The sequence below is a fragment of the Chlorobaculum sp. MV4-Y genome (genome assembly GCF_025244685.1).
GTDB lineage: Bacteria > Bacteroidota > Chlorobiia > Chlorobiales > Chlorobiaceae > Chlorobaculum.
In genome coordinates, this window is record NZ_CP104202.1 from 1718158 (window position 1) to 1740704 (window position 22547).

Here is a 22547-nt window from a genome sequence, read left to right on the forward strand (position 1 = left end):
GGTTCAGCCGATAACTTTCGGCACCTTGAAGAAGCGATCCTGCCTGTCGGGCGCATTTCTCAGCGCATCCTCGTTCGAGAGCGGCGTATGCTCGACGTCGGCGCGAAGCACATTGATCTGGTCGTGAATGGTGTTGAGCGGCTCGACGCCTTCGGTATCGACCTCGTTGAGCTTTTCGATGTAGTGCAGAATCATGTTCAGCTCGCTGGTCATCTTTTCCTGCTCGGACTCAGTGAACTTCAGACGGGCAAGCTCGGCGATATAGGCAACATCCTTTGTGGTGACAGACATGGTGTAAATCGATTTAATTCAAACAAATACTTTGCATTTGGCAGACCGGAATCAGAGCCGGCAGATACCAAATTTCTGCTCGTCATCCCCTCTTCTCGGACGCTCGTCAAGCGGCACGTAATCGCGGCACTCTTCGCCGAGATAAATCTGGCGGGGGCGAGCGATCTTCTGATCCGGATCCTTGACGTGCTCGATCCACTGCGCAAGCCAGCCAGGAACGCGCCCGATAGCGAACAGCACCGGAAACATCTCGGTAGGGAATCCCATCGCCTGGTAGATGAGGCCGGAGTAGAAATCGACGTTCGGATAGAGCTTGCGCTGGATGAAGTAATCGTCTTCGAGCGCGATCCGTTCCAGCTCGATGGCGATGTCGAGCAGCGGGTTGCGGCCGGTCTCTGCGAAGACGTCGAAGGCGATCTTCTTGATGATTCTCGCACGCGGATCGTAGTTCTTGTAGACGCGGTGACCGAAGCCCATCAGGCGTCCCTCGCCGCTCTTGACCGACTTGATGAACTCCGGGATTTTATCGACGGAGCCGATCTGCCTGAGCATGTGAATCACCGCTTCGTTCGCTCCGCCGTGCAGCGGGCCGTAGAGCGCGGCGCAACCAGCGGCGATGGCCGAGTAGGGATCGACCATCGAGCTGCTCACCGAGCGCACGGCGTTGGTCGAACAGTTCTGCTCGTGGTCGGCGTGCAGGATGAAAAGCACATCGAGCGCCTTTTCGAGCACCGGATTGGGCTTGTAACTGCGCTCCGTCATGCGGAACATCATCGAGAGAAAGTTGCCCGCGTAGCTCAGGTCGTTGTCTGGCAGCACGTACGGGAAACCGAGGCTGTGGCGAAAGCTCATCGCCGCGAGCGTCGGCATCTTGCCGATCAGCCGCCGCACCTGAAGCTTGCGCGACTCCTCCTCGCCGACATTCTTGGCGTCGGGATAGAAGGTCGAAAGTGCACCCACCGTGCCCACGAGGATGCCCATCGGATGGGCGTCGTAGCGGAAGCCATCCATGAACTTGGTCAGGTTGGCGTGGGTCATGGTGTGGTGCCGGATGTTGTAGGTCCAGACCGCGAGCCGCTCCTTGTCCGGCAAGTAGCCCTTGATGAGCAGGTAGGCCGTTTCGAGGAACGAACTCTGCTCGGCAAGCTGCTCGATCGGGTAGCCACGATAGCGCAGGATGCCCTTGTCGCCATCGATGTAGGTGATCGTGCTCTTGCAGGAGCAGGTGTTCAGAAACGCGGGGTCGTAGCCGAGAATCCCGAAATCATCATCAGAGGCCTTGATCTTGCGCAGATCCATGGTACGGATGGTGCCGTTTTCAATCGGAAGTTCGTACGACTTGCCGGTACGATTGTCGGTGATCGTCAGCGAGTTGCGCTGGTCTGAATCGCTCATGTGCGTGTGGCATTTTGCGTTTACAGAAATAAGAACGCCTCCGGAAGCAAAGCTTGCCGTCACTACGGCTTTGAATTTACGAAACTCCCGGCATTATCCTTATTCCCTTCATGCGCTTGTACCCTTCTGCCGAAAGCTGATGGCAAATCATGTCGAAAAAGAAAATTTTGTTTGGAAACAACAATCCCGTTTTCTACATTTGTCCACCTATCAGGAACGGAGCTGTAGCTCAGTCTGGTTAGAGCGCCTGCCTGTCACGCAGGAGGTCGCGGGTTCGAGCCCCGTCAGCTCCGCACCGTTCAAACGAAAAGCCTCTGGAAAACCAGAGGCTTTTTTCATTTCACGATTTACGCCGCAGGTTCTCAAGCGGTCACCCTGAATCCCTGCCCCTCGATCACCTTTTTGATCGATTCGAGATCAGCCGTCGACTCGTCGTACTCGACGTTGACAACACCAGTCTGATGCGATGCACTGGCTTTTTCCACCCCTTCCATCTCTTCGAGAGCTTCGCTGACCAGCATTTCGCAGCCGGAGCAGCGCATTCCGCTGACATGTATTTCTGTTTTCATGACTCTGTGTTTATTGTTTGACTGAAGTTTCAGCCGTTTTCCGAAAAGTGTGTAAAAATCCGGCCACAGGCAACATCGTGTTCCGCCATTCCCGGTCAGACAAACGAAAACAGCAATGGAACGCGCGAGTTAGCAGAAAAATAAACCAGTCGCTATATTGAGTTCTATGACACAAAGCTCGAACCCATACCGCCACGTCGTGGCTCTCTTCCGCCCGTTCCTCATTCTGCTTTGTCTTGCCGGACTTTCCGCCTGCAACACCAAGGAGGCCCGCATCAAGGAGTTGCAACAGACGGTCTGGCAGAACCCGGAAGATGCAAGAGGCTACCTGAACCTCGGCAAGGAGTACGCTCGCCAGCAGCGTTTCGACGACGCCATCCAGGCTTACCGCAGAGCCATCAAGCTTGAACCCGGTCTCGACGAGGCCTACTCGGCACTCGGCGCAGCCTATTTCGACAAGAAAGAGTTTAATGCGGCGCTCCCCTGGATGCGGAAGCGGGTCGAGATCGCGCCGGACGACTCTCTCCGCCAGTTCGATCTCGGCAACGTCTATTTCCAGCTCAATCGTTACGACGACGCGATAGCCTCTTACCAGAAAGCGATAGACAACAGCTACTCTTTCCAGGAGGCCTGGTACTCGATGGCGGTCTGCTACATCAAGATTGGAAAAATCGATGAAGCCCGAAAAATCCATAAATGGCTTCAGAATAAAAACAATTATCTTGCCGTCTCCCTTGAACGGCACCTGCAGAACGATGTGCCTGACAAGGCCGGAAAATGAATCTCGTAATCCCATGCCGGCGGACGACAGTATCCTTATGATGCAAAAGGCACTTCAACTCCTCGAAGAATCGGTCAAGACTGCGATGCAGCAACCGTCTGCCGGGAACGGACGGCCGGTGCTTGAGCGTTTCAGCGCGCCGCTCGACGAGGTTGACGCCACGCGCTGGCTCTCGGCGCAGAGGCTTTTCCCGAAGCTATTCTGGATGAACCGCGAAAAAAGCGAGTGGATTGCCGGCATCGGCGAGGCGGATCGAATCGAAATTTCCGAAACTGGCCCCAACGACCGGAGCTTTCTCGTGCTCGAAGAGACGATGAAGCAGAAAAACCCGCACGCAAGGTACCTCGGCGGGTTCTGCTTCAACAATCTTCAGAAGCAGAACAGACTCTGGAACGCTTTCAGCCCCGGCCTTTTCATATTGCCGCTTGTCAGCATCGAATACCGCGACGGCCAGACACTGATGACCTGCTCGCTATGGCTGAAGCCCGGCGACGACCGGCAGAAAGCACTCGAAAATCTCTTGATTACCCTGTCAAAAGTATCAGCCGGAGAGTCGCCGAAGGCTGCCGCGATTCCCGAAATGACGCAGATCTCCTACTGCCCCGACAAACCGCATTGGGTCGAGAGCTGCCAAACCATTCTGAGAAATTTCGATGAGGGAAAACTCGACAAGGTGATCCTCGCCCGGCAGACTGAACTCTCTTTTGCAGGCAAGGTGCCAGCCATCCGCTTTTTGCTCGACTACCCGTTCTCCGACAACTCGACCTATCGCTTCTACTTCGAGCCGGTCGAGGGACACGCCTTCGTCAGCTTCACGCCCGAACGCCTCTACCGCCGCGACGGCGACATGCTCGAAACCGAGGCGCTCGCGGGCACCATTACCAAGGAGGCACTCAAGGCGGACGACAGCACCGCTTCCGAGTTGCTGCTCAATTCCGAAAAGGACATCCGTGAACACCGCTTCGTGAAGGACACGATTTACCGCGAGTTGCAGCCGGTATGCAGCGACATCGACATGCAGGAGAAGGTCGGCGTGCTCCAGCTCAACCGCCTCGCCCATCTCCTGGCCAGATGCAAGGCCAGACTTCTTCCGGAGTTCAGCAACGACAGCACCGTGCTGCGTCAGCTTCATCCGACTCCGGCGGTCGGCGGCGTGCCGAGGGAAAAGGCGATGTCGCTGATTCTGTCGATCGAACCGTTCTGCCGTGGCTGGTACGCCGCGCCGGTGGGCTGGCTCAGCCGCGACGCCGCGGAGTTCGCGGTCGGCATCCGCTCGGCGCTCGTCAATGACGACCACGTCTATCTCTACTCGGGCGCGGGTCTGGTCAAGGGTTCCGACCCCGAATCGGAGTGGGAGGAGGTCGATCAGAAGATCGGGGACATTCTGGCCATAACGCAGCAGACCACATGAATCATAAGCAGATTACGACCCTCTGGTGCGCAGTCATCGTCGAAGAACTGATCCGGCAGGAGGCCGGATTTTTCTGTATCTCCCCCGGCTCCCGCTCAACGCCGCTGACTCTGGCCGTCGCCTCGAATCCGAAGGCGAAGTTCCGCATGTTCCCCGACGAACGCTCGGCGGGATTCTACGCGCTCGGCTACGCAAGGGCAACCGGAATGCCTGCCGTGCTCGTCTGCACCTCCGGCACCGCCGTGGCCAACTACTTCCCCGCCGTCGTCGAAGCATCGGCAGATGCAATGCCGATGCTCGTGCTTTCAGCTGACCGCCCTTTCGAGCTGCTCGAATGCGGCGCGAACCAGACCATCCGCCAGCAAAATATTTTCGGCAGCTACACTCGCTGGAGCTTCGAACTGCCCGAACCTGGAGTTGCGACACCGCTTGCCTCGGTGCTTTCGACGGTGGATCACGCCTTCAGAAAAAGCCTTGGCCTCCCCGCAGGCCCGGTGCATCTGAACCTGCCGTTCCGCGAACCGCTCGAACCCGAAACGCCCGATCCCGGCCATCCGTGGGCCGCGCCGCTCGAAGCGTGGCAGGCTTCCAGCGAACCGTGGAGCCGCTTCGCGCGTTCGTTGCGCGAGCCGAGCGCCGGAAGCATCGCGGCGCTGCGCGAACTGCTCGCCCAGGCTGAAAGACCACTTTTCGTCGCCGGAAGCATGGCGGACCCGGTGGACGGCGATGCAGTTGCAGCGCTCGCCAAATCGCTCGGTGTGCCGCTCTTTGCGGATCTCACCTCCGGCATCCGGCTTTCATCGGACTGCACGCCATGGCAGCTCGCCTTCCAGAATGAAGCCTTCGTCGAGCGCTTTCAGCCCGATGTAGTGATCCATTTCGGCGGCCATGTCATCGGCAAGCAACCTGCGCTGGCTATCCGGAAATATCCGCCGGTGCACTACGTCGTCATCCGCGAGCATCCCGGACGCTTCGGCCCTGACCACAACGTCACGCTGACCATCGAGGCTTCGCCCGCCGCCATCGCATCAGCACTCAAAGGGTGCCGGGAGCCGGTGCCGGGCATCGATTGTGGCGACACTTTTTCGGCAGCCTCCGGTGTCATCAACGAAATGGTTTGCGCTCCGGAGCTTGCAGTCAGCGAAATCTCCGCGCCGAGAATCGTCTCGTCGCTCACCGGCGGCGATCACGCGCTCTTCGTCGCAAACAGTATGCCCGCGCGGGACATGGATCTGTACGCCGCGCCGGTGGCTGGCAAGCCGCTCCGGGTGGCGCTCAATCGCGGCGTCAGCGGTATCGACGGCATCATCTCGACCGCCGCAGGATTCTCGGCGGGCCTCCGAAAACCGGCGACGCTGCTCATCGGCGACATCTCCTTCCTGCACGACCTGAACGCGCTCTCGCTCCTCACCCATCCGTGGAACCCGCTCGTCGTCATCGTGCTGAACAACCACGGCGGCGGCATCTTCTCCTTCCTGCCCATCGCCTCGCAGACTGACCGGCTCGACGAGTGTTTCGCCACGCCACAGAGCTTCAGCGTCGAACTGGCCGCTCGCACCTTCGGCATCGACTACGCCTGCCCGGAGACGAATGGCGATTTCACGAGGCTCTACACCGGCGCACTCAAGGAAAGCCGAAGCCTCATCATCGAAATCAAAAGCGACCGGCAGAAGAACCTCCAACTGCACCGCGCACTCAAGGCGCAACTCGATACGATTTTCGGAACAACCGACTGCTTCGGCAATCGATAAAACGCGAAAGCCCTCCCGGTATTGAGCGGACGCAGCAAACCGCTATAGAAAAACACGTTACAGCTTTTACAATCCTCATCGACGAAGACGGAGACAGCGTTTGTTGCGCATCAGCCACTCCACGCCCTTTACCACTAATTGATGCATGAAGCTTGCAAAAAACGAATCACTTTTTTATATAACGATATAGTTATACGGCGTCATGCGGGAGAATTATTTGCTTGCTCGAATCCCTTTTTAAAGCACCTCAAGTTGGACGCCGAATTATCCACCTCTTCGACAACCTCCAAACACGGGAATTTCTTATGAAAAAAATCGTCTCTCTACTCGTCACCCTCTTTTTCATTTCGACAAGCCTGCTCCACGCAGCCATCGATCCGAGTCAGTTGCCCGAAGCCAAGCGAACCATCTCCGGCAAATATCTCTCGGCCAAAGAGGCTTATGAAATGGTGGTGAAGAATCCCCAGAAGATGCTCTTCGTTGACGTCCGCACTCCGGCTGAAACCGAATATGTCGGTATCGCCGATCAGGTCAACCTGAACATTCCCTACATGCTCGACGACTACTCGACCTGGGATGCCAAAAAGAGCCGCTTCCAGATGAGCCCGAACTCGGCCTTCACCATGAAAATCGCCGATGCGCTCACCGCTCGCGGTCTGAAGAAAAACGACCCAATCATTCTGATGTGCCGCTCTGGCGACCGCAGCGCCGCCGCCGCCAATCTCTTGACCACTGCCGGTTATACCAAAGTCTATTCGGTTTACGACGGCTTTGAAGGCGACAAGAGCAAGGAGGGATTCCGCACGGTCAACGGCTGGAAAAATGCCGGTCTGCCCTGGGGCTACAAGCTCGACCAGGCACGCGCTTACCTCGTCTTTTAAATCCCGTCTCTACTCCGGAGGCATTGATTTTCGGATGCCTCCGGAAAGACTGCACGGATGAAAATCAACGATTGCCATCCAGCATAAACTTTCGCTTCAGCAGCTCCAGAACCTCCTCCGCGCTGACGATCATCTCTTCCACACCCCCTTTCGAGACATACCGAAACCGGTCGCCGCTCAGCATCGCTTTACCCGATTCATGCTGCAACACGACAATCAGCCCTTGCACAAAGATCGAATCCGGATGCGTCGCATTGAGCCAGTTGGCCGGCTCGAAATCAAGCAGCTCCTGCGGGCAGCGGTTGAATTCATAGAGGTTTTTCCACGCGCCATCGACCAGCGACTGCAACAGGTAGTCGCGATCCGAAACCGTCGTGAGCCTGAAGGTGTCGTAATCCTGCCCAATCTCGCGGTCGAGCCACCGGAGGTTGACCGGCTCGCGAATACCATAGCTGCCAAAACCGAGATCGCAGAGCCACTCCGTGCCATCGACCGAAGCGATGATCGCCACGTGGGTTTTCGGACGACGGATGGCGTAGGTCATGGGCCGCGCCGCCACGAATTGGTATGGAATGCCGACCGCCTCGAGCGCCATCGCAAAGATGCCGTTCACCTCGTAGCAATAGCCGCCGCGCCGCCGCTCGACGATCTTCGCGCAGATCGCTTCCGGCGCAAGCGACGGCACCCTTCCCGCCTGCACATCGAGATTTTCGAACGGCACCGAAAAGAGCTGGCGGCGCATCAAGCGCTTCAGCGTGTCGAAATCCGGCGACGGCTCACCCTCAAAGCCGATGCGAGCGAGGTATGACGGAAGATGGAAATTGGCGGCTTTCATTAGCAACTCACAGTAATTCAAAGCAATAAGGTCAAGCTGAACAGGGCCACGCCGCATCCGGCTTGTGACGCCAGATCCAGGCGATGAAGTCGGTCATGGGCGGATCGACGCCAAGCTCGCGAAGCCGTACGACGAGCTGCCCGCGATGGTAGGCGCTGTGCTCTGGAACCTGCACGAGCGTGTCGACGAGGGAGTGTTCGGCGACCGTGAAGCCGAGCTTTTCGGTGGCCGTCTTCGACCACGGCAATTCAATAACACGCTCCAGCTCAGCCGGTGTCAGCGCTTCGAGAAAGCGCATCGATTCCTGATGGACGCCGCGCGCGAACGAAACCAGCTCTTCGACAGCAAGATCATCGGCAACTCGCGGATCGAGCGGGCGAGCCGAGCACACGTCGAGAAAAATCTTCTGCACCGCATGCAAATGCCGCAGCTTGGCAAGGATGTAGCCGTCCTGCTCCACCTCCGGTTTACCAGTAATCGTCGAAAACACCAGCGCGTCCGCCCAGGCCATTTGGCGGAACTGATCGATGAGCAAAGATAGGGCGTCCATAACAAGCCTATAGATCCATGAAAAAAATGTTTTCTGAATGTATCGAACTTTCGCGATACGATCTCAGAGCAACACCTTTAATTTGCGCGCGCCTGTCACCTCGAACCCCTCCTGTTCGTAAAAGGCAAGCGTCCGGTCGAACTCCGGCAGTGGAGGGGTGGTGACTTCAAGACGCTTCCAGCCACGAGACTTTCCGAACTCTCTGGCCGCCTCCAGCAGCCCTTGCCCAACCCCCACCAGGCCGCGGCACTCCGGACGCACGAACAGCTCCGGAATGGTGCCGAAAACGCCCCCGGCATAGAGAGCGCAACTTTCGTACAACGCGATGAAACCAACAGACTCATCACGTCAATCGACCGCCACAAACTTCATCGGAAGCGACATCGAACGCCGGAACGCCAATGGCCTGCATGATCGCCGACAGCAACTCGTCAACCATCGAAGCCACTGCCGCAACATCCGCAACGGTCGCCTTGTTGATCATGAATCGATTCTGATGCCCCGACATACTCTGGCGATGACTTTGTTTGTGAAATGGTGCTCTGCGGTTTGCTCTCCAACCCTCGACGGGCCGATCACCGTAATTTCTTCTTGCGTTCTTTCGGCTCAGCCAACTCCCGTTCTGTCACCCGGATGAGGTTCGAGAGCCACTCGCGGTCCTCAAGCTCTTCCCCAACAAGCAGATATGGCTTCGTCCCCTGATAAGAGGTGGACTCAGCAAGCGACCCGGCAATGCGGCGCCCGGCAACGCTGGGCTTCACGAAGAGCCGGTTATCGCACACCGGCGCCACTACCTTCCCATCGCAGTAGATAGCGTACTCACCGAACATCTTGCGAAACGTGATCGCGCCCGCCGCCCCCATCTGCTCGCAGGCATATATTCGACAAACGATAGATCGGATGACATGGGATGGAGAATTTCAGATTTGAGTCTCTTGCTGAACGCCGAAGCAGCGGATAACCTGCACGTTCAGCCTTGCAGAAAATGCAGTCCGGCGACCAGGCGGCGCAAAGTTCGAGATACTTTCCACCCAGCATCGAGGCGATAATGCGGCTGAGCGACTGTCGGTCGATAACCCGAATCGCCTCCTCCAACGTGACGATCACGACTTTGCCGACTTCCGCCATCGCCCCGGCAAGCTCATCGAGAAACACAGACTGAGTTTCCGGCGACTCCGGATGCAGCACCCGGCAAAACCGCTCGCCAATGGCGACAATCTTTGCCTGCCGGATCAACTCTGCCGCCTGTTCCGCCGTGATCCAAACGGGCCTGAACGCGAGGATTTTTTCACGGATTCGCTCGAAAGCGGGATCGCCATCCCCGTAAACACCTCCCGGTTGCCAAGAACCAGCTCGGCCTTCCTGATCCCCTCGACAATGCTACCGGTTCGATAATCGTCAATCGTGCCCATGACAATCCGTGCTTTGGGTTCAGAAAAACAACCCTTTGTGGGGTTGTTATATATTAACAAAAAACCAAACGGCCCGAAATCACAACAGCGATGCCAACCACTCCTCTCCACCTCGCCACCGTCGGCGATACCGCGCTTCCGAAAATCGTGTTTCTGCACGGATTCCTCGGTTCGGGAAGCGACTGGCTTTCGTTTGCCCGCAAGCTTGAGAATCGCTTTTGTAGCATCCTCGTCGATCTGCCGGGACATGGTGAGGCAGGGATTCCGGTGGATGGCGATCCGGAGCGGTTTTTCATGCAGACGGTCGCGGCGCTGAAGAGCGAGATCCGGCGACTGAGCGCGGAGCCGTGCGTGCTGGTCGGCTATTCGATGGGCGGACGGATCGGGCTAGCGCTGGCGTTGCGGCACCCAGAGCTGTTCTCGAAAGCGATGATCGTGTCGTCGTCACCGGGCTTGCGGACGGAGGAGGAGCGTGCAGCAAGGCGGAAAAGCGACGAGGGAATAGCCCGCAAGATCGAGCGGAATTTCGAGGGGTTCATCCGGTTCTGGTACGACCAGTCGCTGTTCGCGACACTGAAAAGCCATGCGCTCTTCCACGAGGTCGAGGCGCAACGCAAGCAGGGTTCGCCACAAGATCTCGCCCGCGCGCTGCGCCTGCTCGGCACAGGCAACCAGCCGTCGTTCTGGAGCGAGCTGCCGGAATGCCGCGTGCCGATGCTCTTCTGCGTCGGCGAGAAGGATGCGAAGTACGTGGAGATCGGCAAGCAGATGGTTGAACTTTGCCCATCCTCAAGCCTGGAGTTCTTCGAGCGTTGTGGACACACGCTGCACATCGAGGAGCCGGAGCGTTTTCTTGCAAGCGTCGAGCGGTTTATCGAGGCTGACAGAGCCATGGGATAGCCTTTGCGACTCAGGAAAAGCTGAAAAGGGCAACGGGATTGTTTATATTTAAAATCTTTTTTCTGCCATCAGGACAAAACCGTTTTTCATCAACGACCATCGAGATTTCACATATGAGCACAGTCAACTGGATTGCTGCCGGGGAGTACTCCGACATTCTCTACCACAAGGCCGAGGGGATTGCCAAAATTACCATCAACCGCCCGGAGCGGCGCAATGCGTTCCGCCCACAGACGGTGGATCAGATGATCGAGGCGTTGCAGGATGCGCGTAACGACAGCCAGATCGGCGTCATCATCCTGACCGGCCAGGGCGACCTCGCGTTCTGCTCCGGCGGTGACCAGAAGATTCGCGGCAACGCGGGGTACGCCGACGAAAAGGGCGTGAACAAGCTCAACGTGCTCGATTTCCAGCGAGACATCCGCACCTGCCCGAAGCCGATCATCGCAATGGTGGCGGGCTACGCCATCGGCGGAGGCCACGTGTTGCACATGCTCTGCGACCTCACCATCGCGGCGGAGAACGCCCGCTTCGGCCAGACCGGCCCGCGCGTCGGTTCGTTCGACGGCGGCTGGGGCGCGAGCTACATGGCGCGTCTGGTCGGCCAGAAAAAGGCCCGCGAAATCTGGTACCTCTGCCGCCAGTACAACGCGCAGGAGGCGCTCGACATGGGCTTGGTCAACACCGTCGTGCCGCTCGAAAGGCTCGAAGAGGAGACCGTGCAGTGGTGCCGCGAAATTCTCGCCAACTCGCCGCTCGCCATCCGCTGCCTCAAGGCCGCGCTGAACGCCGACTGCGACGGTCAGGCCGGTTTGCAGGAGCTTGCGGGCAACGCCACCCTGCTCTACTACATGAGCGAAGAGGGGCAGGAAGGCCGCAACGCCTTCGTCGAGAAGCGCAAACCCGATTTCAGCAAATTTCCGAAACACCCGTGAAGCCACTTCATGCCGAAATCTGCTGGTATGAAATGGATTTCACCGCGCCGGTCACCGTCCGCGGAGTGCTCCTCGCCAAACGCGAGGGGCTGCTCCTGCGCCTGAAAAGCGAGGAGGCGACCGCATATGGAGAAGTCGCCCCCCTCACTGGCCTGCATGCCGAGTCGCTCGACGAGGCGTTGCAAGCGCTCACCGTCTTCCTTCCAGAACTTTCACGGCTCGACCAGAACACGCCCGATAAACGGCGACGCCTGATCGATGAGGCTGCGTTACCACCGTCGGTGGCAACCGGCATCGAAATGGCGCTCATCAATCTCGAAGCAGTCGAATCCGGCTCGCTTCCGTCGTTCCCCGCCGCCTTCCCGCCAGCATCGATGATTCCCGTCAACGCGCTGCTGGCCGGTGACGCACAGGCGGTGCTCGACCGCGCGACGAAGCGCTACGCCGAGGGGTTCCGCGCGTTCAAGCTGAAGGTGCGCAAAGGGCAGCTTGACGAGGCCATTGCGAGCATCCGCGCACTTCACGAAGCGTTCGGCGGAAAGGCGGAATTGCGGCTCGACGCGAACCAGTCACTCGAACTCGACGAGGCGCTCAGGTTCGGCAAAGCCCTGCCGAACGGCAGCATTTCATACATCGAGGAGCCGCTGACCGACGCGGCGCTGATTCCGGAATTCCACGCCGCCACCGGCCTGCCGTCGGCGCTCGACGAGTCGCTCTGGCAGCGTCCGGAGCTGCTGGACGAGATCGGCCCCGAACCGCTCGGCGCGCTCGTGCTCAAGCCAAACTGCATCGGTGGCATCGCAAAATCGCTCGACTTCGCGGCGAAAGCGCAGCGGATGGGCTTGCAGGCGGTCTTCAGCTCTGCCTTCGAGAGCAGCGTCAGCCTGGGCATCTACGCGCTCTTGGCCGCCGTCTCGTCGCCAGCTCCGGCGGCCTCCGGCCTCGACACGGCAAGCTTCCTCGCCAGCGACCTCACCGAAACGCCCTTTTCCGCGCCGGAGGGTTTCGCTGACCCCGCCCGCGCATGGCGCGACAGTTTGCGCGTGAGACCCGAAATGATCGAAATCGTGAAATCATGGACCTTGTAGCCAAAGCTGCACAAACCTTCAGCAGCCAACCCGCCATCATAACCGACGAACGGCGCTGGAGCTTTGCCGACCTCGATGACGACACGGCTTGCATCGCCGCCGCGTTCGAGGCGAACGGCATCCGGCGCGGCGACATCGTCGCGTTCGTCGCGCCGAACAGCACGGCGCTCGTGCTCGCGCTGATGGCGCTCATGCGCATGGGCGCCGTCGCTGCACCGGTGAACCACCGCTTTCCGGAAAGCCACATCGAGGGCGTGATCGCGCGGCTGAATCCGGCGATGACACTCGACGCGACGGCGCTCGAAGCGTTCGTCGCCGCCGCTCTCGCCCTGACGAACGCGAGCTTCAGCGCCGCAACAGAGATGGAGCGGCCCGTCTCGATCATCCACACCTCGGCCAGCTCTGGCAAGCCGAAAGCTGCGATGCACAGCTTCTCAAACCACTACTACAGCGCCAAAGGCTCCGGCGAAAATCTGCCGTTCGGGCCGGGCGACTGCTGGCTGCTCTCGCTGCCGCTCTACCACGTCGGCGGCTACTCGATGCTCTACAAGTGTCTCATCGACGGCGGTGCGCTCGCCGTTCCCGCGCCGGAGGCGTCGCTCGCCGAATCACTCGTTCGCTTCCCTGTCACCCACCTCTCGCTGGTGCCAACGCAGCTCTACCGGATGCTCCAAACCGACGGTGGCCCGGAAAGCCTGCGGAGCCTCAAAGCCCTGCTGCTCGGCGGCAGCGCCGTCAGCGCCCCGCTGCTTCGAGAGGCGATCCGCGAGCGCGTGCCGCTCTACCTCACCTACGGCTCCACCGAAATGAGCACGCAGGTCACCACCTCGCCCAGCCCGGTCACCGAGGTGCAGGGCGACAGCGGCGTCGTGCTGCCCTACCGAGAGGTTGCGATTTCACCTGACGGCGAAATCCTCGTCAAAGGCGAGTGCCTCTTCATGGGCTATCTCGACGACGACGGATTGCGAACGGCGAGAGACTCGGAGGGATGGTTCCACACGGGCGACATGGGTGAGCTGTCGGAGGACGCGCGGCTAAACGTGCTCGGCAGAAAAGACAACATGTTCATCTCGGGCGGCGAGAACATCCACCCCGAAGAGATCGAAAAAGCGCTGACCTCAATCGAAGGCATCGAAGAGGCTGTGGTGGTTCCGGTGCCCGATGCCGAGTACGGCATGAAACCAGTGGCGTGGATCAAAGCGCAAAACGATGCACCCGACGATGCCGCGATCACTGCCCGCCTCAAAAGCAGGCTCGGCAGGCTCAAAACGCCGGTGGCGCTGCATCGCGTTCAGGAATGGCAAACCCTCATCGGCTCCGCCAAAATCGACCGGGGGTGGTACAAAAGAAGCTTGTAGGGGCAGCCCTCGCGGCTGCCCTCCGGTGAAGAGCAATCGGTGAAATGGTAATCTTTAAAGCCCATAGGACTTATAAGTCCCATAAGTCCTATAGGTCATAGAGGAGGGAAAAAATGAAGACCGATGCTGCTGCCCCTACGATTTCTTCCTCGCCTGGCGCTTGAGCACGAACACCGTCAGGCGGCTGCCAATACCCGAGAAGGGAGCGTAGAACATGCCGGTCAGAATCATGCTCACGAGCAGGTCAGAGAGAGCAATATCTTTCGGCGCGGTCACCATCGCCAGCATTTGCTGGAACGTTTCGGCGTCTTCGGGAGCCATGCTGGTTGCCCATGCAACCAGAAGTCGAAGACTTTCGAGACCGGGAATGTAACTGAACCACTTCTCCAGCAGGTATGCGACAAGCACCGACAGCGCGCCGCCGATAAACCCGCTCATCGCGCCAAGTACGAAGGCTTCGCCAGACTCCAGCCGGATCTGGTTGCGCATGATGTAGTACCACGCCGCCACCGCTCCGGCAATTATAATACCGGCAAACAGAAATGCGTTGATCAGCGTCAGATAAGGCAGCGTCGTCGTCAGCACGAGCACTGCCGTTCCGAGGAGCAGTGCGGGCGCTTTCGATGGACGACCCGGCACAGTTTCGACGACCATCTCAGGCAGAAAAAAGATCGTTCAGAAAATCGTCCATCGTGTAGAAGCCCGGCGACGTTGCATGGCGCTGGACAAGCCACTCTGCGGCGCGAACTGCGCCCGAGGCGAAGCCGGTGCGATTTTTGGCCGTGTGGGTCAGCTCGATGGTGTCCGACTCCGAATCGATGATGGCCGAGTGAACGCCAAATACCGAGCCGAGCCGGATCGAGGCGACCTGCAACTCGTCGCTCTGCAACTTCCTGCCGTCCTCAAGCTCTCGGACGATAGTGCGCTTGCGGGGATTGGAGTTCAGAATCTCCTGCGCAGCCTTGATTGCCGTGCCGCTCGGGAAGTCCGCCTTGCCGGTATGGTGCTGCTCCGAGAGCGCAATGTCGAACTGCTCGAACGGCGCGATCAGGCGCGCAGCCTCGCGCAGCGTCCGGAAAAAGACGTTCACGCCAAGCGAAAAGTTGGCCGAGTAGAGCATTGAGCTTCCCGCCGCCCTGACCTCTTCGCAAACCTGCGGCATCACGTCATCCCAGCCGGTGGTGCCCACCACAACTGGCACGCCGGAGGCAATCAGCGCCGGGTAGTTGGCCAGGAATGCGCTCCTGACGGTAAAATCGATAATGACATCCGATCCGCTGAACGCGGCGGCATCAATGGTATCGCTGACATCGAGCACACGGTTGATGACATGCGTGCCCGAGGCGGCGACAACGTCGGCTATCTGACGGCCCATGCGGCCATTGCCGACCAAAGTGATCTTCATACTCTCAGCTTGTCCTTGTACTTCTGGTAGTTGGTTCAGGCACTCACTGACCGATCAGTTCGAGTATCCGGTCGAGGTCTTCGCCTGAAAAATATTTGATGTGAATTTCGCCCTGCCCCCCCTTTTTTTCGACGAGACTCACCTTGGTGGCGAGCCGTTCCCTGAGACGGCTCTCAATCTGGTCGATCTGCACGGCCCGAGGTGCTGGAGCCGGACTCACCGTTTTCGGTTTGTCTTTGAACATGTTGCCCACCAGCGCCTCGGTCTGGCGCACCGAAAGCTGCCGCGCCATGATCTGCCGCCACACCTTGAGCTGGAGATGCTCGCTCGGCAGATTGATGAGCGCCCGGGCGTGGCCAGAGGAGATTTCTCGGGTGCGAATGCTGTCCTGAATCTGGCGGGGAAGTTTCAGCAGTCGCAGGAAATTGGCAACCGTGGAGCGGTTCTTGCCCACCTTCTGGGCAACTTCGTCCTGCGTGAGGTTACACTTTGTCACCAGGCTCCGCAAGGCAAGCGCAACCTCGATGGCGTTGAGGTCTTCGCGCTGGATGTTTTCGATGAGCGCAAGTTCAAGCTTGCTGGCGTCCTCGTGCGCTTCGATGACATAGGCGGGAATGAACTTGAATCCGGCGGACTTGACCGCTCGCAGCCGGCGTTCACCGCTAATAAGCAGATAACCGTCGCCATCGCGGCAAACCGTCACCGGCTGGATGACGCCGTTTTCGATGATCGAATTGCGCAGCTCGTTGAGCGCCGTCTCCTCGAAGGTCTGGCGCGGCTGGAATGGATTGACTCTGATTTTCTCGACCGGAAGGCTGCCGATCGCGCCCTCCTGCATCTTTTCAGTCTCTTCGGCTTTTTCGGCGGCGGCAAACCCCTCTTCGGAGATCAGCGCTTTCAGCCCCCGGCCCAGTGCTTTTTTCGACATATCCTCACAATTAACCGGCCACCTTACTGCTGCCGAACTTTGAATTTCCTGATGTTGCCGTCGCGCTCGAAGATCTCCTGCGCAAGATCGAGGTAGTCCTTCGAGCCGATGCTCTGGGCGTCGTACAACAGCGCCGGCATACCGTGGCTCGGAGCCTCCGAAAGCCTGACATTCCTGCGAATGTAGGTCTTGTAAACCTTGTCCTTGAAAAACTTCTTGACCTCCTCGGCCACCTGCGTCGCAAGCCTGAGCCGGGCGTCAAACATGGTCACCAGAACCCCTTCGATTTCGAGCTTCGGATTGAGATGCTTCCGCACGATGCTGATGGTGTTCAGCAGCTTGCCCAAGCCTTCAAGCGCATAATATTCGGCCTGCACCGGAATAAGCACCGAATCGGCAGCGGTGAGCGAGTTGAGCGTGATGAGGCCAAGCGAAGGAGGGCAATCGATGATGATGTAATCGTACTGGTCGCGCACCTGCTTCAATGCCTTCTGCATAACGTACTCCCGCTCGCGCATATTGACCAGCTCCACCTCCATGCCAACAAGGTTGACATTCGAGGGCAGGACGTCGAGGTATTCGAGACCGGAAGGCTTGATCGCATCGCGAATATCCCCGCCGTTCAGCATCACATTGTAGAAGGTGTTCTCAATCTCGTCACCGGTTTCAAGACCAAAACCAGAGGTGGCGTTGGCCTGGGGATCGATGTCGATCAGGAGCGTTTTGAATTCGGATATCGCAATGGAAGCCGCAATATTGACCGAGGTGGTTGTTTTACCAACCCCGCCCTTCTGGTTTGCAATCGCAATTACTCTGCCCATGTATCCGTAGCCAGCGAAATGAAAAATATTCAAGCGGTTAATCTTCTTCAGCGACACGTTTCATTAGTATAATACTTGCATAAACTTTTGCAAACAGGAATATCGACCCATGAAAAGGCTTGGCGCCGATTTTTACCAGATGCCAACAATCTTGCTCGCCGAGCGGCTGCTCGGCAAGATTTTCGTCCACCACGAGGCATCGGGCCGGGTGACCAAAGGGCGGATCGTCGAAACCGAAGCCTACCTCGGCGATGGCGACGAGGCCTGCCACGCATGGCGCGGCATGACAGAGCGCAATCATGTGATGTTCGGCCCACCCGGCCACCTGTACATCTACTTCTCCTATGGCTGCCACTATCTGGCGAACATCGTCTCGGAACAGGAGGGCATAGCTGGCGCAGTCCTGCTCCGGGCTATGGAACCAATCGAAGGCATCGAATGGATGCAGGAACGGCGAAAGACTACGGACGAGCGAGCACTGATGAGCGGCCCCGGCAAGCTCACCCAGGCGCTCGGGATCGGCCCAGCGCATTATGGCGAGTCGCTGCTCGGCGACATCTGCTGGCTCGAAGAGGCTCCGGAAGTCCCGATGGAGCTGATCGGCACAAGCCCGCGCATCGGTATTTCACGCAGCGCCGAACTGCCGTGGCGGAAGTTCGTAACCGGTTCACCGCACATTTCGAAAACGCAATCCGGTGCGACGCCAAAAAAGAGGAAAAAGGGGTTGGAAAGTAGTTAAATTTTCTTTTTTTAGGCTCATACGGTTACCGAGGAAACATCCATCAAGTCAACCTCAAGCCAACCATGATCGGCACTCCAATCCTTCCCGAAATCCGCGAGCTGATCGAGCAGAGGAACTTCAGCGCCCTGCAACGCCTCTTCGACGACTGGCTCCCGGTTGACCTAGCCGAACTGATCTCCGACCTGCCCGAAAACGAGCAGGCGATTCTCTTCAGGCTGCTCACCAAGGACGCAGCCACCGAAACCTTTGAGTACCTCGACTTCGACGCCCAGCAGAACCTCCTCAACGCGCTGACGCAGAAGGATGTCACGCACATCCTCAACAGCATGTCGGCGGATGACCGCACGGCACTGCTCGAAGAGCTGCCCGGCCCGGTGGCGCAGGAGCTGATCAAGCTGCTCTCGTTCAAGGAGTTCAAGATCGCCAAGACGCTGCTGGCCTACGCCGAAGACAGCGTCGGAAGGCTCATGTCACCGGACTTCCTGAGCGTCAAGAAAGACTGGGAAATCAGCCGCGTACTCGAATACATCCGCACCCACGGCCATGAAAGCGAAACGCTGAACGTTATCTACGCGGTGGACGACCACGGCAAGCTCGTCGGCGAAATGCTCGCCCGCGACCTGTTGCTCTCGCCGCTTGACAAGAGGGTTGAAGAGATCATCGACGAAGACAAGCTGATCACCCTCACGGCCACGCAGGATCAGAAAGACGCGCTCGAAGCGTTCAAACGCTACGACCGGGTCGCACTGCCGGTCGTCGATTCCAACGGATACCTGATCGGCATCGTCACCGTTGACGACATGCTCGACGTCGCCGAAGAGGAGGAGACCGAAGACATCCAGAAGTTCGGCGCTATCGAAGCTCTGGAAGAACCGTACATCGACGTGCCGCTACCGGAGCTGGTCAAGAAACGCGCCGTCTGGCTGGTGGTGCTCTTCCTCAGTGAAATGCTCACCGCATCGGCAATGAGCCACTTCGAAGACGAGCTTGCCAAGGCAATTGTGCTGGCGACCTTCATTCCGCTGGTCATATCGAGCGGTGGCAACTCGGGCTCGCAGGCGGCAACACTCATTATCCGCTCCCTTTCACTCGGAGAAATTTCCATCCGTGACTGGTGGAACGTAATGCGTCGAGAAATCCTTTCGGGACTGATGCTTGGCAGCATTCTTGGCACAATTGGCTTTATTCGGGTTATCTTGTGGGCCGCTATTCTCGGGCACCTTACACAGGTCTGGATACGGATCGGTTTTACTGTAGGCTTTTCACTGATCGGTATCGTGCTCTGGGGAACCTTTGCCGGCTCCATGCTCCCGATGCTGCTCAAACGCCTCGGTCTCGACCCGGCCACCTCGTCAGCACCATTCGTTGCTACGCTGGTGGACGTTACCGGCATTGTCATCTACTTCAGCGTTGCATCGCTGATTCTCAAAGGCGTGTTGCTGTGAAGGGCGCAAGAGGCTGATGGTTGCAGACCAATACCGATGCGATGCACTACAGCATTTTCTGATAGTACACAACGTCGAAAACCTTTCCCTGCTTCCGGCCAATATTTCTGAACCGGCCGCATTCCACAAAACCGTGTCGCAAGTGGAATTTCATACCGTCTTCGTTCAGTGAAGAGACGCTGGCGAGAATACTGTCGAGACCCATCTTTTTTCCGCCGTCAGTCAGATAATCGAGGATGACAGTGCCAAGTTCCTGGCCGGTATGCTCCTGCCTGATGAAATAGGTCATCTCTGCCGTCCTCGAAAAGGTCGGTATCGGACTGTATGGCCGAAGCATTCCAAAACCGGCAACTTCACTGGATTCCCTTCTCAGCACTCCGTTGGGAAAACCTTGGCACAACTTCAGACGAGTCTCGTAAAACTCATAGGGAACTGCCTTTTCCGGATAAGCGGCAAACGAGTGCTCCACGTAGTAGTTGAAAATATCGATAACAGCACTCCTGTCATCAAGAGACATGGGCGTAATGATCGGTATCACTTTGATACTCATTCAGGTTTACCACAAATACCGCAGCAAATTTTTCCGGGAAATACAGGGCACTGCGGAAACAAGTAATTTGACTATTTCCTGTCCTGTTTTCCGCGAAACGACGCAGATTCTGAGCGGCTTTTCAGAGATACCCTCTTTTATCATTATCACATCGACCACACAATCAAAAAAATCTGTAAGTTTTACCGAAACAACAGGCTGCATCCCATGAACTCACAGCGACATGTCATCATCGGCCTCTCGGGAGGCGTTGATTCCTCGACGGCGGCTTGCCTGCTCGTCCGGCAGGGATTCCGCGTAACGGGGCTGAACATCCGGGTGCTGGATACTCCGGACGATGCTCCGGTGTTAAGGCCATCGACAATGCGGATCAGCGACCGCGAAGAATTTGATTTTCCACTCTTTACGCTGAACCTGAGCGCAAAGTTCGCCCGAGATGTGATCGGTTACTTTCATAACGACTATCTCGCCGGAAGGACCCCAAATCCCTGCATGGTGTGCAACAAGACCGTCAAGTGGCACGGGCTTTTCGAGGCGATGCGGCTACTCGGAGCCGACCTCGTGGCGACCGGCCACTACGCCCGCACGGAGCTGCGCGACGGCGTGACGCGGCTTCGCAAGGGGAGCGATCCAGAGAAAGATCAGAGCTATTTTCTCTGGATGCTGACTCAGGCGGAGCTTGCCAAAACCCTGTTCCCCCTCGGCGGCTACACCAAGCCCGAGGTGCGGGAGCTTGCCCGTTCGTTCGGGGTTCACGCGGCGGAAAAGAAGGAGAGCCAAGAGATCTGCTTCGTACCGCACGACGACTATTGCGCCTACCTCGCCGGCGCGATTCCTGGCCTCGAAGCACGGGTGGCGGGTGGCGAGATTGTCGATCAGACAGGCAAGGTGATCGGCCACCACCGCGGCTACCCGTTCTACACCATAGGCCAGCGGCGCGGCCTCGGCATCGCGACCGGCGAGCCGGTCTATGTGACAACGATCGATGCCGCGCATAACCGCATCCATGTCGGCAGCAAATCCGATCTCGAATGCAAGAGCCTCATCGCCTCCGGCATGAACTGGAGCGGCATCGCCGCGCCCGGCGCGCCGTTCGACGCCGAAGCGCGAATCCGCTACCGCGACCGGCAGAGCGCCTGCACGGTCAAGCCGCTTGACAGCGACCGGGCGCGCGTGAGCTTCCGCGAGCCGAAGCTTTGCGTCGCCTGCGGGCAGGCGGTGGTCTTCTACGACGGCGACGAGGTGCTTGGCGGCGGGATTATTACCGAGGTGAATCCTGAAAAAGAGTCATGAAGCATTGGAAGAAATTGGGCTAAAGCCTTGATTTTTTTGTTTGTCCTGCAAACCCCGGACTGAAGTCCGGGGCAATATCGAATGTAAGGGTGATGAATGTCCGTCGGGATAAATGCCTCCTGAATATGAGAGAGTCCATCACTTTCTTCAAGCATTGCCCTGAGGCTGTCTCAAAAGGTTATTCCGAACTCTGTTTTTGAGAATCATCGTCTTTGCCTCTTGTCATTCTGAACGAAGTGAAGAATCCAGTTTTTTCGGAGTTAACTGATAACTGATTAATTGATAGAATCTTACCTGACTTTCTGGATTCTTCGCCCGACTGCGTCGGACTCAGAATGACAAACGTGAGATAACAGCTTTATCTGAAAAATTCGGACATCTCATCCCTTTTGAGACAACCTCCTACAAAGAATCATTGACTAAATTCATAACCTCTTTCCACCCGCTCATGCTCAAGCGCAATAACGATGCCTTTACCTGGCTCGATTACAACCGCCGTCCTGACGAACAAAGTCCGCTGCTGGTCATGCTGCATGGCTACGGCAGCAACGAAAAAGACCTCATCAGCCTGGCAAGCTATCTCGATTCGCGGCTTCGCGTCGTAAGCGTGCGCGCGCCGCTGGTGCTCGCTCCGGAGATGTACGGCTGGTTCCCGATCGAGTTCACGCCCGGCGGCATTACTGTTGATCGCGAGGCTGCGCGGCAGATGGCCGACAAACTCGCGGTGTTTCTGGAAAAGCTCATCGGGACACTCCAGCCAACCGGCGAAAAAGTGTTCCTCATGGGCTTCAGCCAGGGATCGGTAATGAGCTACCTGACGGCGTTTCGCAACCCGGAGCTATTGCATGGCGTAATTGCCCTCAGCGGGCAGCTTCCCGACGGACGGCCCGAGACCGACGCCTTGCCGACGGGACTCGCCGAAGTGCCGTTCCTCGTGCAGCACGGGCTTTTCGACGACGTGTTGCCCATCGACCGGGGACGGCAGGCCGATGCGTGGCTCCGCGACAAAATTGCCGACTTCACCTACCGCGAATATCCGATGGCACACCAGATCGATCAGGAGTCGCTCAACTTCCTCGCTTCGTGGCTTTCGGAGCGTATCGACCGGCTCGTTTCGTGACCCGGTTACCCTTCCGGCGAGTGGGGATTTGAGCGCTTTTTTGCTTACCTTGTGGATCATTTTTTCCAATCTCCAACCGCCGCTGC

Annotated in this window: 24 protein-coding genes, 1 tRNA gene and 1 pseudogene; 13 read left to right on the top strand and 13 right to left on the bottom strand. The window is 58.0% G+C overall.

All coding sequences use genetic code 11. From position 1 onward, the window contains the following. Positions 1 to 3 precede the first annotated feature (3 nt). Complete coding sequence (gene gatC / locus NY406_RS08520) at positions 4 to 291, bottom strand: Asp-tRNA(Asn)/Glu-tRNA(Gln) amidotransferase subunit GatC (RefSeq protein WP_260533658.1); 288 nt, start codon at positions 289 to 291, stop codon at positions 4 to 6. Between the two features lie 51 nt (positions 292 to 342). Then, positions 343 to 1686, bottom strand: a complete 1344-nt coding sequence (locus tag NY406_RS08525) for a citrate synthase (protein WP_260533659.1) — start codon at positions 1684 to 1686, stop codon at positions 343 to 345. 218 nt (positions 1687 to 1904) lie between these two features. Between NY406_RS08525 and NY406_RS08530 the strand changes: the two genes are divergently transcribed. Further along, positions 1905 to 1979: transfer RNA gene (locus tag NY406_RS08530), tRNA-Asp, on the top strand. 69 nt (positions 1980 to 2048) lie between these two features. On the opposite strand, the gene NY406_RS08535 is transcribed toward NY406_RS08530, so the two are convergent. Next, positions 2049 to 2255, bottom strand: a complete 207-nt coding sequence (locus tag NY406_RS08535) for a heavy-metal-associated domain-containing protein (protein WP_260533660.1) — start codon at positions 2253 to 2255, stop codon at positions 2049 to 2051. Between the two features lie 166 nt (positions 2256 to 2421). On the opposite strand from NY406_RS08535, the gene NY406_RS08540 reads away from it, so the two are divergent. From NY406_RS08540 to NY406_RS08555, 4 genes are all read left to right on the top strand, one after another. Next, entirely contained in the window at positions 2422 to 3036 is a 615-nt protein-coding gene (locus NY406_RS08540; protein ID WP_260533661.1) for a tetratricopeptide repeat protein, read from the top strand. Between the two features lie 37 nt (positions 3037 to 3073). Continuing rightward, positions 3074 to 4447, top strand: coding sequence for an isochorismate synthase (locus NY406_RS08545; RefSeq protein WP_260533662.1), 1374 nt, complete (start codon positions 3074 to 3076; stop codon positions 4445 to 4447). Then, positions 4444 to 6198: a 2-succinyl-5-enolpyruvyl-6-hydroxy-3-cyclohexene-1-carboxylic-acid synthase gene (gene menD / locus NY406_RS08550; protein ID WP_260533663.1), complete on the top strand. Its 1755-nt coding sequence runs from the start codon at positions 4444 to 4446 to the stop codon at positions 6196 to 6198. Before NY406_RS08545 ends, menD begins: the two co-directional genes overlap by 4 nt. Positions 6199 to 6503: 305 nt before the next feature. Next, on the top strand, positions 6504 to 7079 hold the full coding sequence (locus tag NY406_RS08555) for a rhodanese-like domain-containing protein (protein WP_260533664.1): 576 nt from the start codon (positions 6504 to 6506) through the stop codon (positions 7077 to 7079). A gap of 64 nt (positions 7080 to 7143) precedes the next feature. Here the strand turns inward: NY406_RS08555 and NY406_RS08560 are convergent, their stop codons facing one another. The 5 genes and pseudogenes from NY406_RS08560 to NY406_RS08580 form a co-directional block, all read right to left on the bottom strand. Further along, positions 7144 to 7914, bottom strand: coding sequence for an arylamine N-acetyltransferase family protein (locus NY406_RS08560; protein ID WP_260533665.1), 771 nt, complete (start codon positions 7912 to 7914; stop codon positions 7144 to 7146). Positions 7915 to 7945: 31 nt separating this feature from the next. Continuing rightward, the gene (locus tag NY406_RS08565) at positions 7946 to 8464 is read right to left on the bottom strand and encodes a DinB family protein (RefSeq protein WP_260533666.1); all 519 of its coding nucleotides are present in this window, start codon (positions 8462 to 8464) and stop codon (positions 7946 to 7948) included. A 63-nt stretch (positions 8465 to 8527) separates the two neighbouring features. Further along, the gene (locus tag NY406_RS08570) at positions 8528 to 8785 is read right to left on the bottom strand and encodes a GNAT family N-acetyltransferase (RefSeq protein ID WP_260533667.1); all 258 of its coding nucleotides are present in this window, start codon (positions 8783 to 8785) and stop codon (positions 8528 to 8530) included. 22 nt (positions 8786 to 8807) lie between these two features. After that, positions 8808 to 8972: a hypothetical protein gene (locus NY406_RS08575; RefSeq protein ID WP_260533668.1), complete on the bottom strand. Its 165-nt coding sequence runs from the start codon at positions 8970 to 8972 to the stop codon at positions 8808 to 8810. 67 nt (positions 8973 to 9039) lie between these two features. After that, positions 9040 to 9371: pseudogene (locus tag NY406_RS08580) on the bottom strand (TfoX/Sxy family protein). Positions 9372 to 9966: 595 nt separating this feature from the next. Here NY406_RS08580 and menH point away from each other — a divergent pair. The 4 genes from menH to menE all read left to right on the top strand — a co-directional run bounded on the left by menH (position 9967) and on the right by menE (position 14157). Next, positions 9967 to 10776 carry a 2-succinyl-6-hydroxy-2,4-cyclohexadiene-1-carboxylate synthase gene (menH, locus tag NY406_RS08590; RefSeq protein WP_260533671.1) on the top strand — a complete coding sequence of 270 codons (810 nt, stop codon included), beginning with the start codon at positions 9967 to 9969 and terminating at the stop codon, positions 10774 to 10776. Between the two features lie 113 nt (positions 10777 to 10889). Continuing rightward, a complete protein-coding gene (gene menB, locus NY406_RS08595; protein WP_260533672.1) occupies positions 10890 to 11711 on the top strand; it encodes a 1,4-dihydroxy-2-naphthoyl-CoA synthase in 822 nt (273 codons plus the stop codon). After that, positions 11708 to 12799 carry an o-succinylbenzoate synthase gene (gene menC / locus NY406_RS08600; protein WP_260533673.1) on the top strand — a complete coding sequence of 364 codons (1092 nt, stop codon included), beginning with the start codon at positions 11708 to 11710 and terminating at the stop codon, positions 12797 to 12799. Before menB ends, menC begins: the two co-directional genes overlap by 4 nt. Continuing rightward, positions 12787 to 14157: an o-succinylbenzoate--CoA ligase gene (gene menE / locus NY406_RS08605; protein WP_260533674.1), complete on the top strand. Its 1371-nt coding sequence runs from the start codon at positions 12787 to 12789 to the stop codon at positions 14155 to 14157. The genes menC and menE overlap by 13 nt, the downstream gene beginning before the upstream one ends. A 135-nt stretch (positions 14158 to 14292) precedes the next feature. On the opposite strand, the gene NY406_RS08610 is transcribed toward menE, so the two are convergent. The 4 genes from NY406_RS08610 to NY406_RS08625 are packed head-to-tail and all read right to left on the bottom strand — an operon-like array spanning position 14293 to position 17311. Further along, entirely contained in the window at positions 14293 to 14811 is a 519-nt protein-coding gene (locus tag NY406_RS08610) for a hypothetical protein (RefSeq protein WP_260533675.1), read from the bottom strand. Between the two features lies 1 nt (position 14812). Further along, a complete protein-coding gene (dapB, locus tag NY406_RS08615) occupies positions 14813 to 15562 on the bottom strand; it encodes a 4-hydroxy-tetrahydrodipicolinate reductase (RefSeq protein WP_260533676.1) in 750 nt (249 codons plus the stop codon). A gap of 43 nt (positions 15563 to 15605) precedes the next feature. Beyond that, positions 15606 to 16490 (bottom strand): ParB/RepB/Spo0J family partition protein, encoded by an 885-nt coding sequence (locus NY406_RS08620; RefSeq protein ID WP_260533677.1) that lies wholly within the window; start codon positions 16488 to 16490, stop codon positions 15606 to 15608. A 23-nt stretch (positions 16491 to 16513) separates the two neighbouring features. Beyond that, positions 16514 to 17311, bottom strand: coding sequence for a ParA family protein (locus NY406_RS08625; protein WP_260533678.1), 798 nt, complete (start codon positions 17309 to 17311; stop codon positions 16514 to 16516). 109 nt (positions 17312 to 17420) lie between these two features. Here NY406_RS08625 and NY406_RS08630 point away from each other — a divergent pair, with 109 nt between their 5' ends. Beyond that, positions 17421 to 18050 (top strand): DNA-3-methyladenine glycosylase, encoded by a 630-nt coding sequence (locus NY406_RS08630; protein ID WP_260533679.1) that lies wholly within the window; start codon positions 17421 to 17423, stop codon positions 18048 to 18050. A 65-nt stretch (positions 18051 to 18115) separates the two neighbouring features. Next, positions 18116 to 19498, top strand: a complete 1383-nt coding sequence (gene mgtE, locus NY406_RS08635) for a magnesium transporter (protein ID WP_260533680.1) — start codon at positions 18116 to 18118, stop codon at positions 19496 to 19498. 46 nt (positions 19499 to 19544) lie between these two features. On the opposite strand, the gene NY406_RS08640 is transcribed toward mgtE, so the two are convergent. Beyond that, positions 19545 to 20048 (bottom strand): GNAT family N-acetyltransferase, encoded by a 504-nt coding sequence (locus NY406_RS08640; RefSeq protein ID WP_260533681.1) that lies wholly within the window; start codon positions 20046 to 20048, stop codon positions 19545 to 19547. A gap of 207 nt (positions 20049 to 20255) precedes the next feature. On the opposite strand from NY406_RS08640, the gene mnmA reads away from it, so the two are divergent. Together mnmA and NY406_RS08650 are read left to right on the top strand one after the other, a co-directional pair. Then, the gene (mnmA, locus tag NY406_RS08645) at positions 20256 to 21341 is read left to right on the top strand and encodes a tRNA 2-thiouridine(34) synthase MnmA (RefSeq protein ID WP_260533682.1); all 1086 of its coding nucleotides are present in this window, start codon (positions 20256 to 20258) and stop codon (positions 21339 to 21341) included. Between the two features lie 448 nt (positions 21342 to 21789). Further along, the gene (locus NY406_RS08650; RefSeq protein ID WP_260633779.1) at positions 21790 to 22461 is read left to right on the top strand and encodes an alpha/beta hydrolase; all 672 of its coding nucleotides are present in this window, start codon (positions 21790 to 21792) and stop codon (positions 22459 to 22461) included. Positions 22462 to 22547: the final 86 nt, after the last annotated feature.

Bases quoted from the DNA above. Each gene is read 5' to 3' on its own strand.
- menE (WP_260533674.1), top strand. From the start codon at position 12,787: ATGGACCTTGTAGCCAAAGCTGCACAAACCTTCAGCAGCCAACCCGCC.
- NY406_RS08620 (WP_260533677.1), bottom strand. From the start codon at position 16,490: ATGTCGAAAAAAGCACTGGGCCGGGGGCTGAAAGCGCTGATCTCCGAA.
- dapB (WP_260533676.1), bottom strand. From the start codon at position 15,562: ATGAAGATCACTTTGGTCGGCAATGGCCGCATGGGCCGTCAGATAGCC.
- menB (WP_260533672.1), top strand. From the start codon at position 10,890: ATGAGCACAGTCAACTGGATTGCTGCCGGGGAGTACTCCGACATTCTC.
- mgtE (WP_260533680.1), top strand. From the start codon at position 18,116: ATGATCGGCACTCCAATCCTTCCCGAAATCCGCGAGCTGATCGAGCAG.
- menH (WP_260533671.1), top strand. From the start codon at position 9,967: ATGCCAACCACTCCTCTCCACCTCGCCACCGTCGGCGATACCGCGCTT.
- menD (WP_260533663.1), top strand. From the start codon at position 4,444: ATGAATCATAAGCAGATTACGACCCTCTGGTGCGCAGTCATCGTCGAA.
- NY406_RS08560 (WP_260533665.1), bottom strand. From the start codon at position 7,914: ATGAAAGCCGCCAATTTCCATCTTCCGTCATACCTCGCTCGCATCGGC.
- NY406_RS08610 (WP_260533675.1), bottom strand. From the start codon at position 14,811: ATGGTCGTCGAAACTGTGCCGGGTCGTCCATCGAAAGCGCCCGCACTG.
- NY406_RS08540 (WP_260533661.1), top strand. From the start codon at position 2,422: ATGACACAAAGCTCGAACCCATACCGCCACGTCGTGGCTCTCTTCCGC.
- NY406_RS08640 (WP_260533681.1), bottom strand. From the start codon at position 20,048: ATGAGTATCAAAGTGATACCGATCATTACGCCCATGTCTCTTGATGAC.
- mnmA (WP_260533682.1), top strand. From the start codon at position 20,256: ATGAACTCACAGCGACATGTCATCATCGGCCTCTCGGGAGGCGTTGAT.
- NY406_RS08555 (WP_260533664.1), top strand. From the start codon at position 6,504: ATGAAAAAAATCGTCTCTCTACTCGTCACCCTCTTTTTCATTTCGACA.
- NY406_RS08535 (WP_260533660.1), bottom strand. From the start codon at position 2,255: ATGAAAACAGAAATACATGTCAGCGGAATGCGCTGCTCCGGCTGCGAA.
- NY406_RS08565 (WP_260533666.1), bottom strand. From the start codon at position 8,464: ATGGACGCCCTATCTTTGCTCATCGATCAGTTCCGCCAAATGGCCTGG.
- NY406_RS08545 (WP_260533662.1), top strand. From the start codon at position 3,074: ATGATGCAAAAGGCACTTCAACTCCTCGAAGAATCGGTCAAGACTGCG.
- NY406_RS08630 (WP_260533679.1), top strand. From the start codon at position 17,421: ATGAAAAGGCTTGGCGCCGATTTTTACCAGATGCCAACAATCTTGCTC.
- NY406_RS08625 (WP_260533678.1), bottom strand. From the start codon at position 17,311: ATGGGCAGAGTAATTGCGATTGCAAACCAGAAGGGCGGGGTTGGTAAA.
- NY406_RS08650 (WP_260633779.1), top strand. From the start codon at position 21,790: ATGCTCAAGCGCAATAACGATGCCTTTACCTGGCTCGATTACAACCGC.
- gatC (WP_260533658.1), bottom strand. From the start codon at position 291: ATGTCTGTCACCACAAAGGATGTTGCCTATATCGCCGAGCTTGCCCGT.
- NY406_RS08575 (WP_260533668.1), bottom strand. From the start codon at position 8,972: ATGTCGGGGCATCAGAATCGATTCATGATCAACAAGGCGACCGTTGCG.
- NY406_RS08525 (WP_260533659.1), bottom strand. From the start codon at position 1,686: ATGAGCGATTCAGACCAGCGCAACTCGCTGACGATCACCGACAATCGT.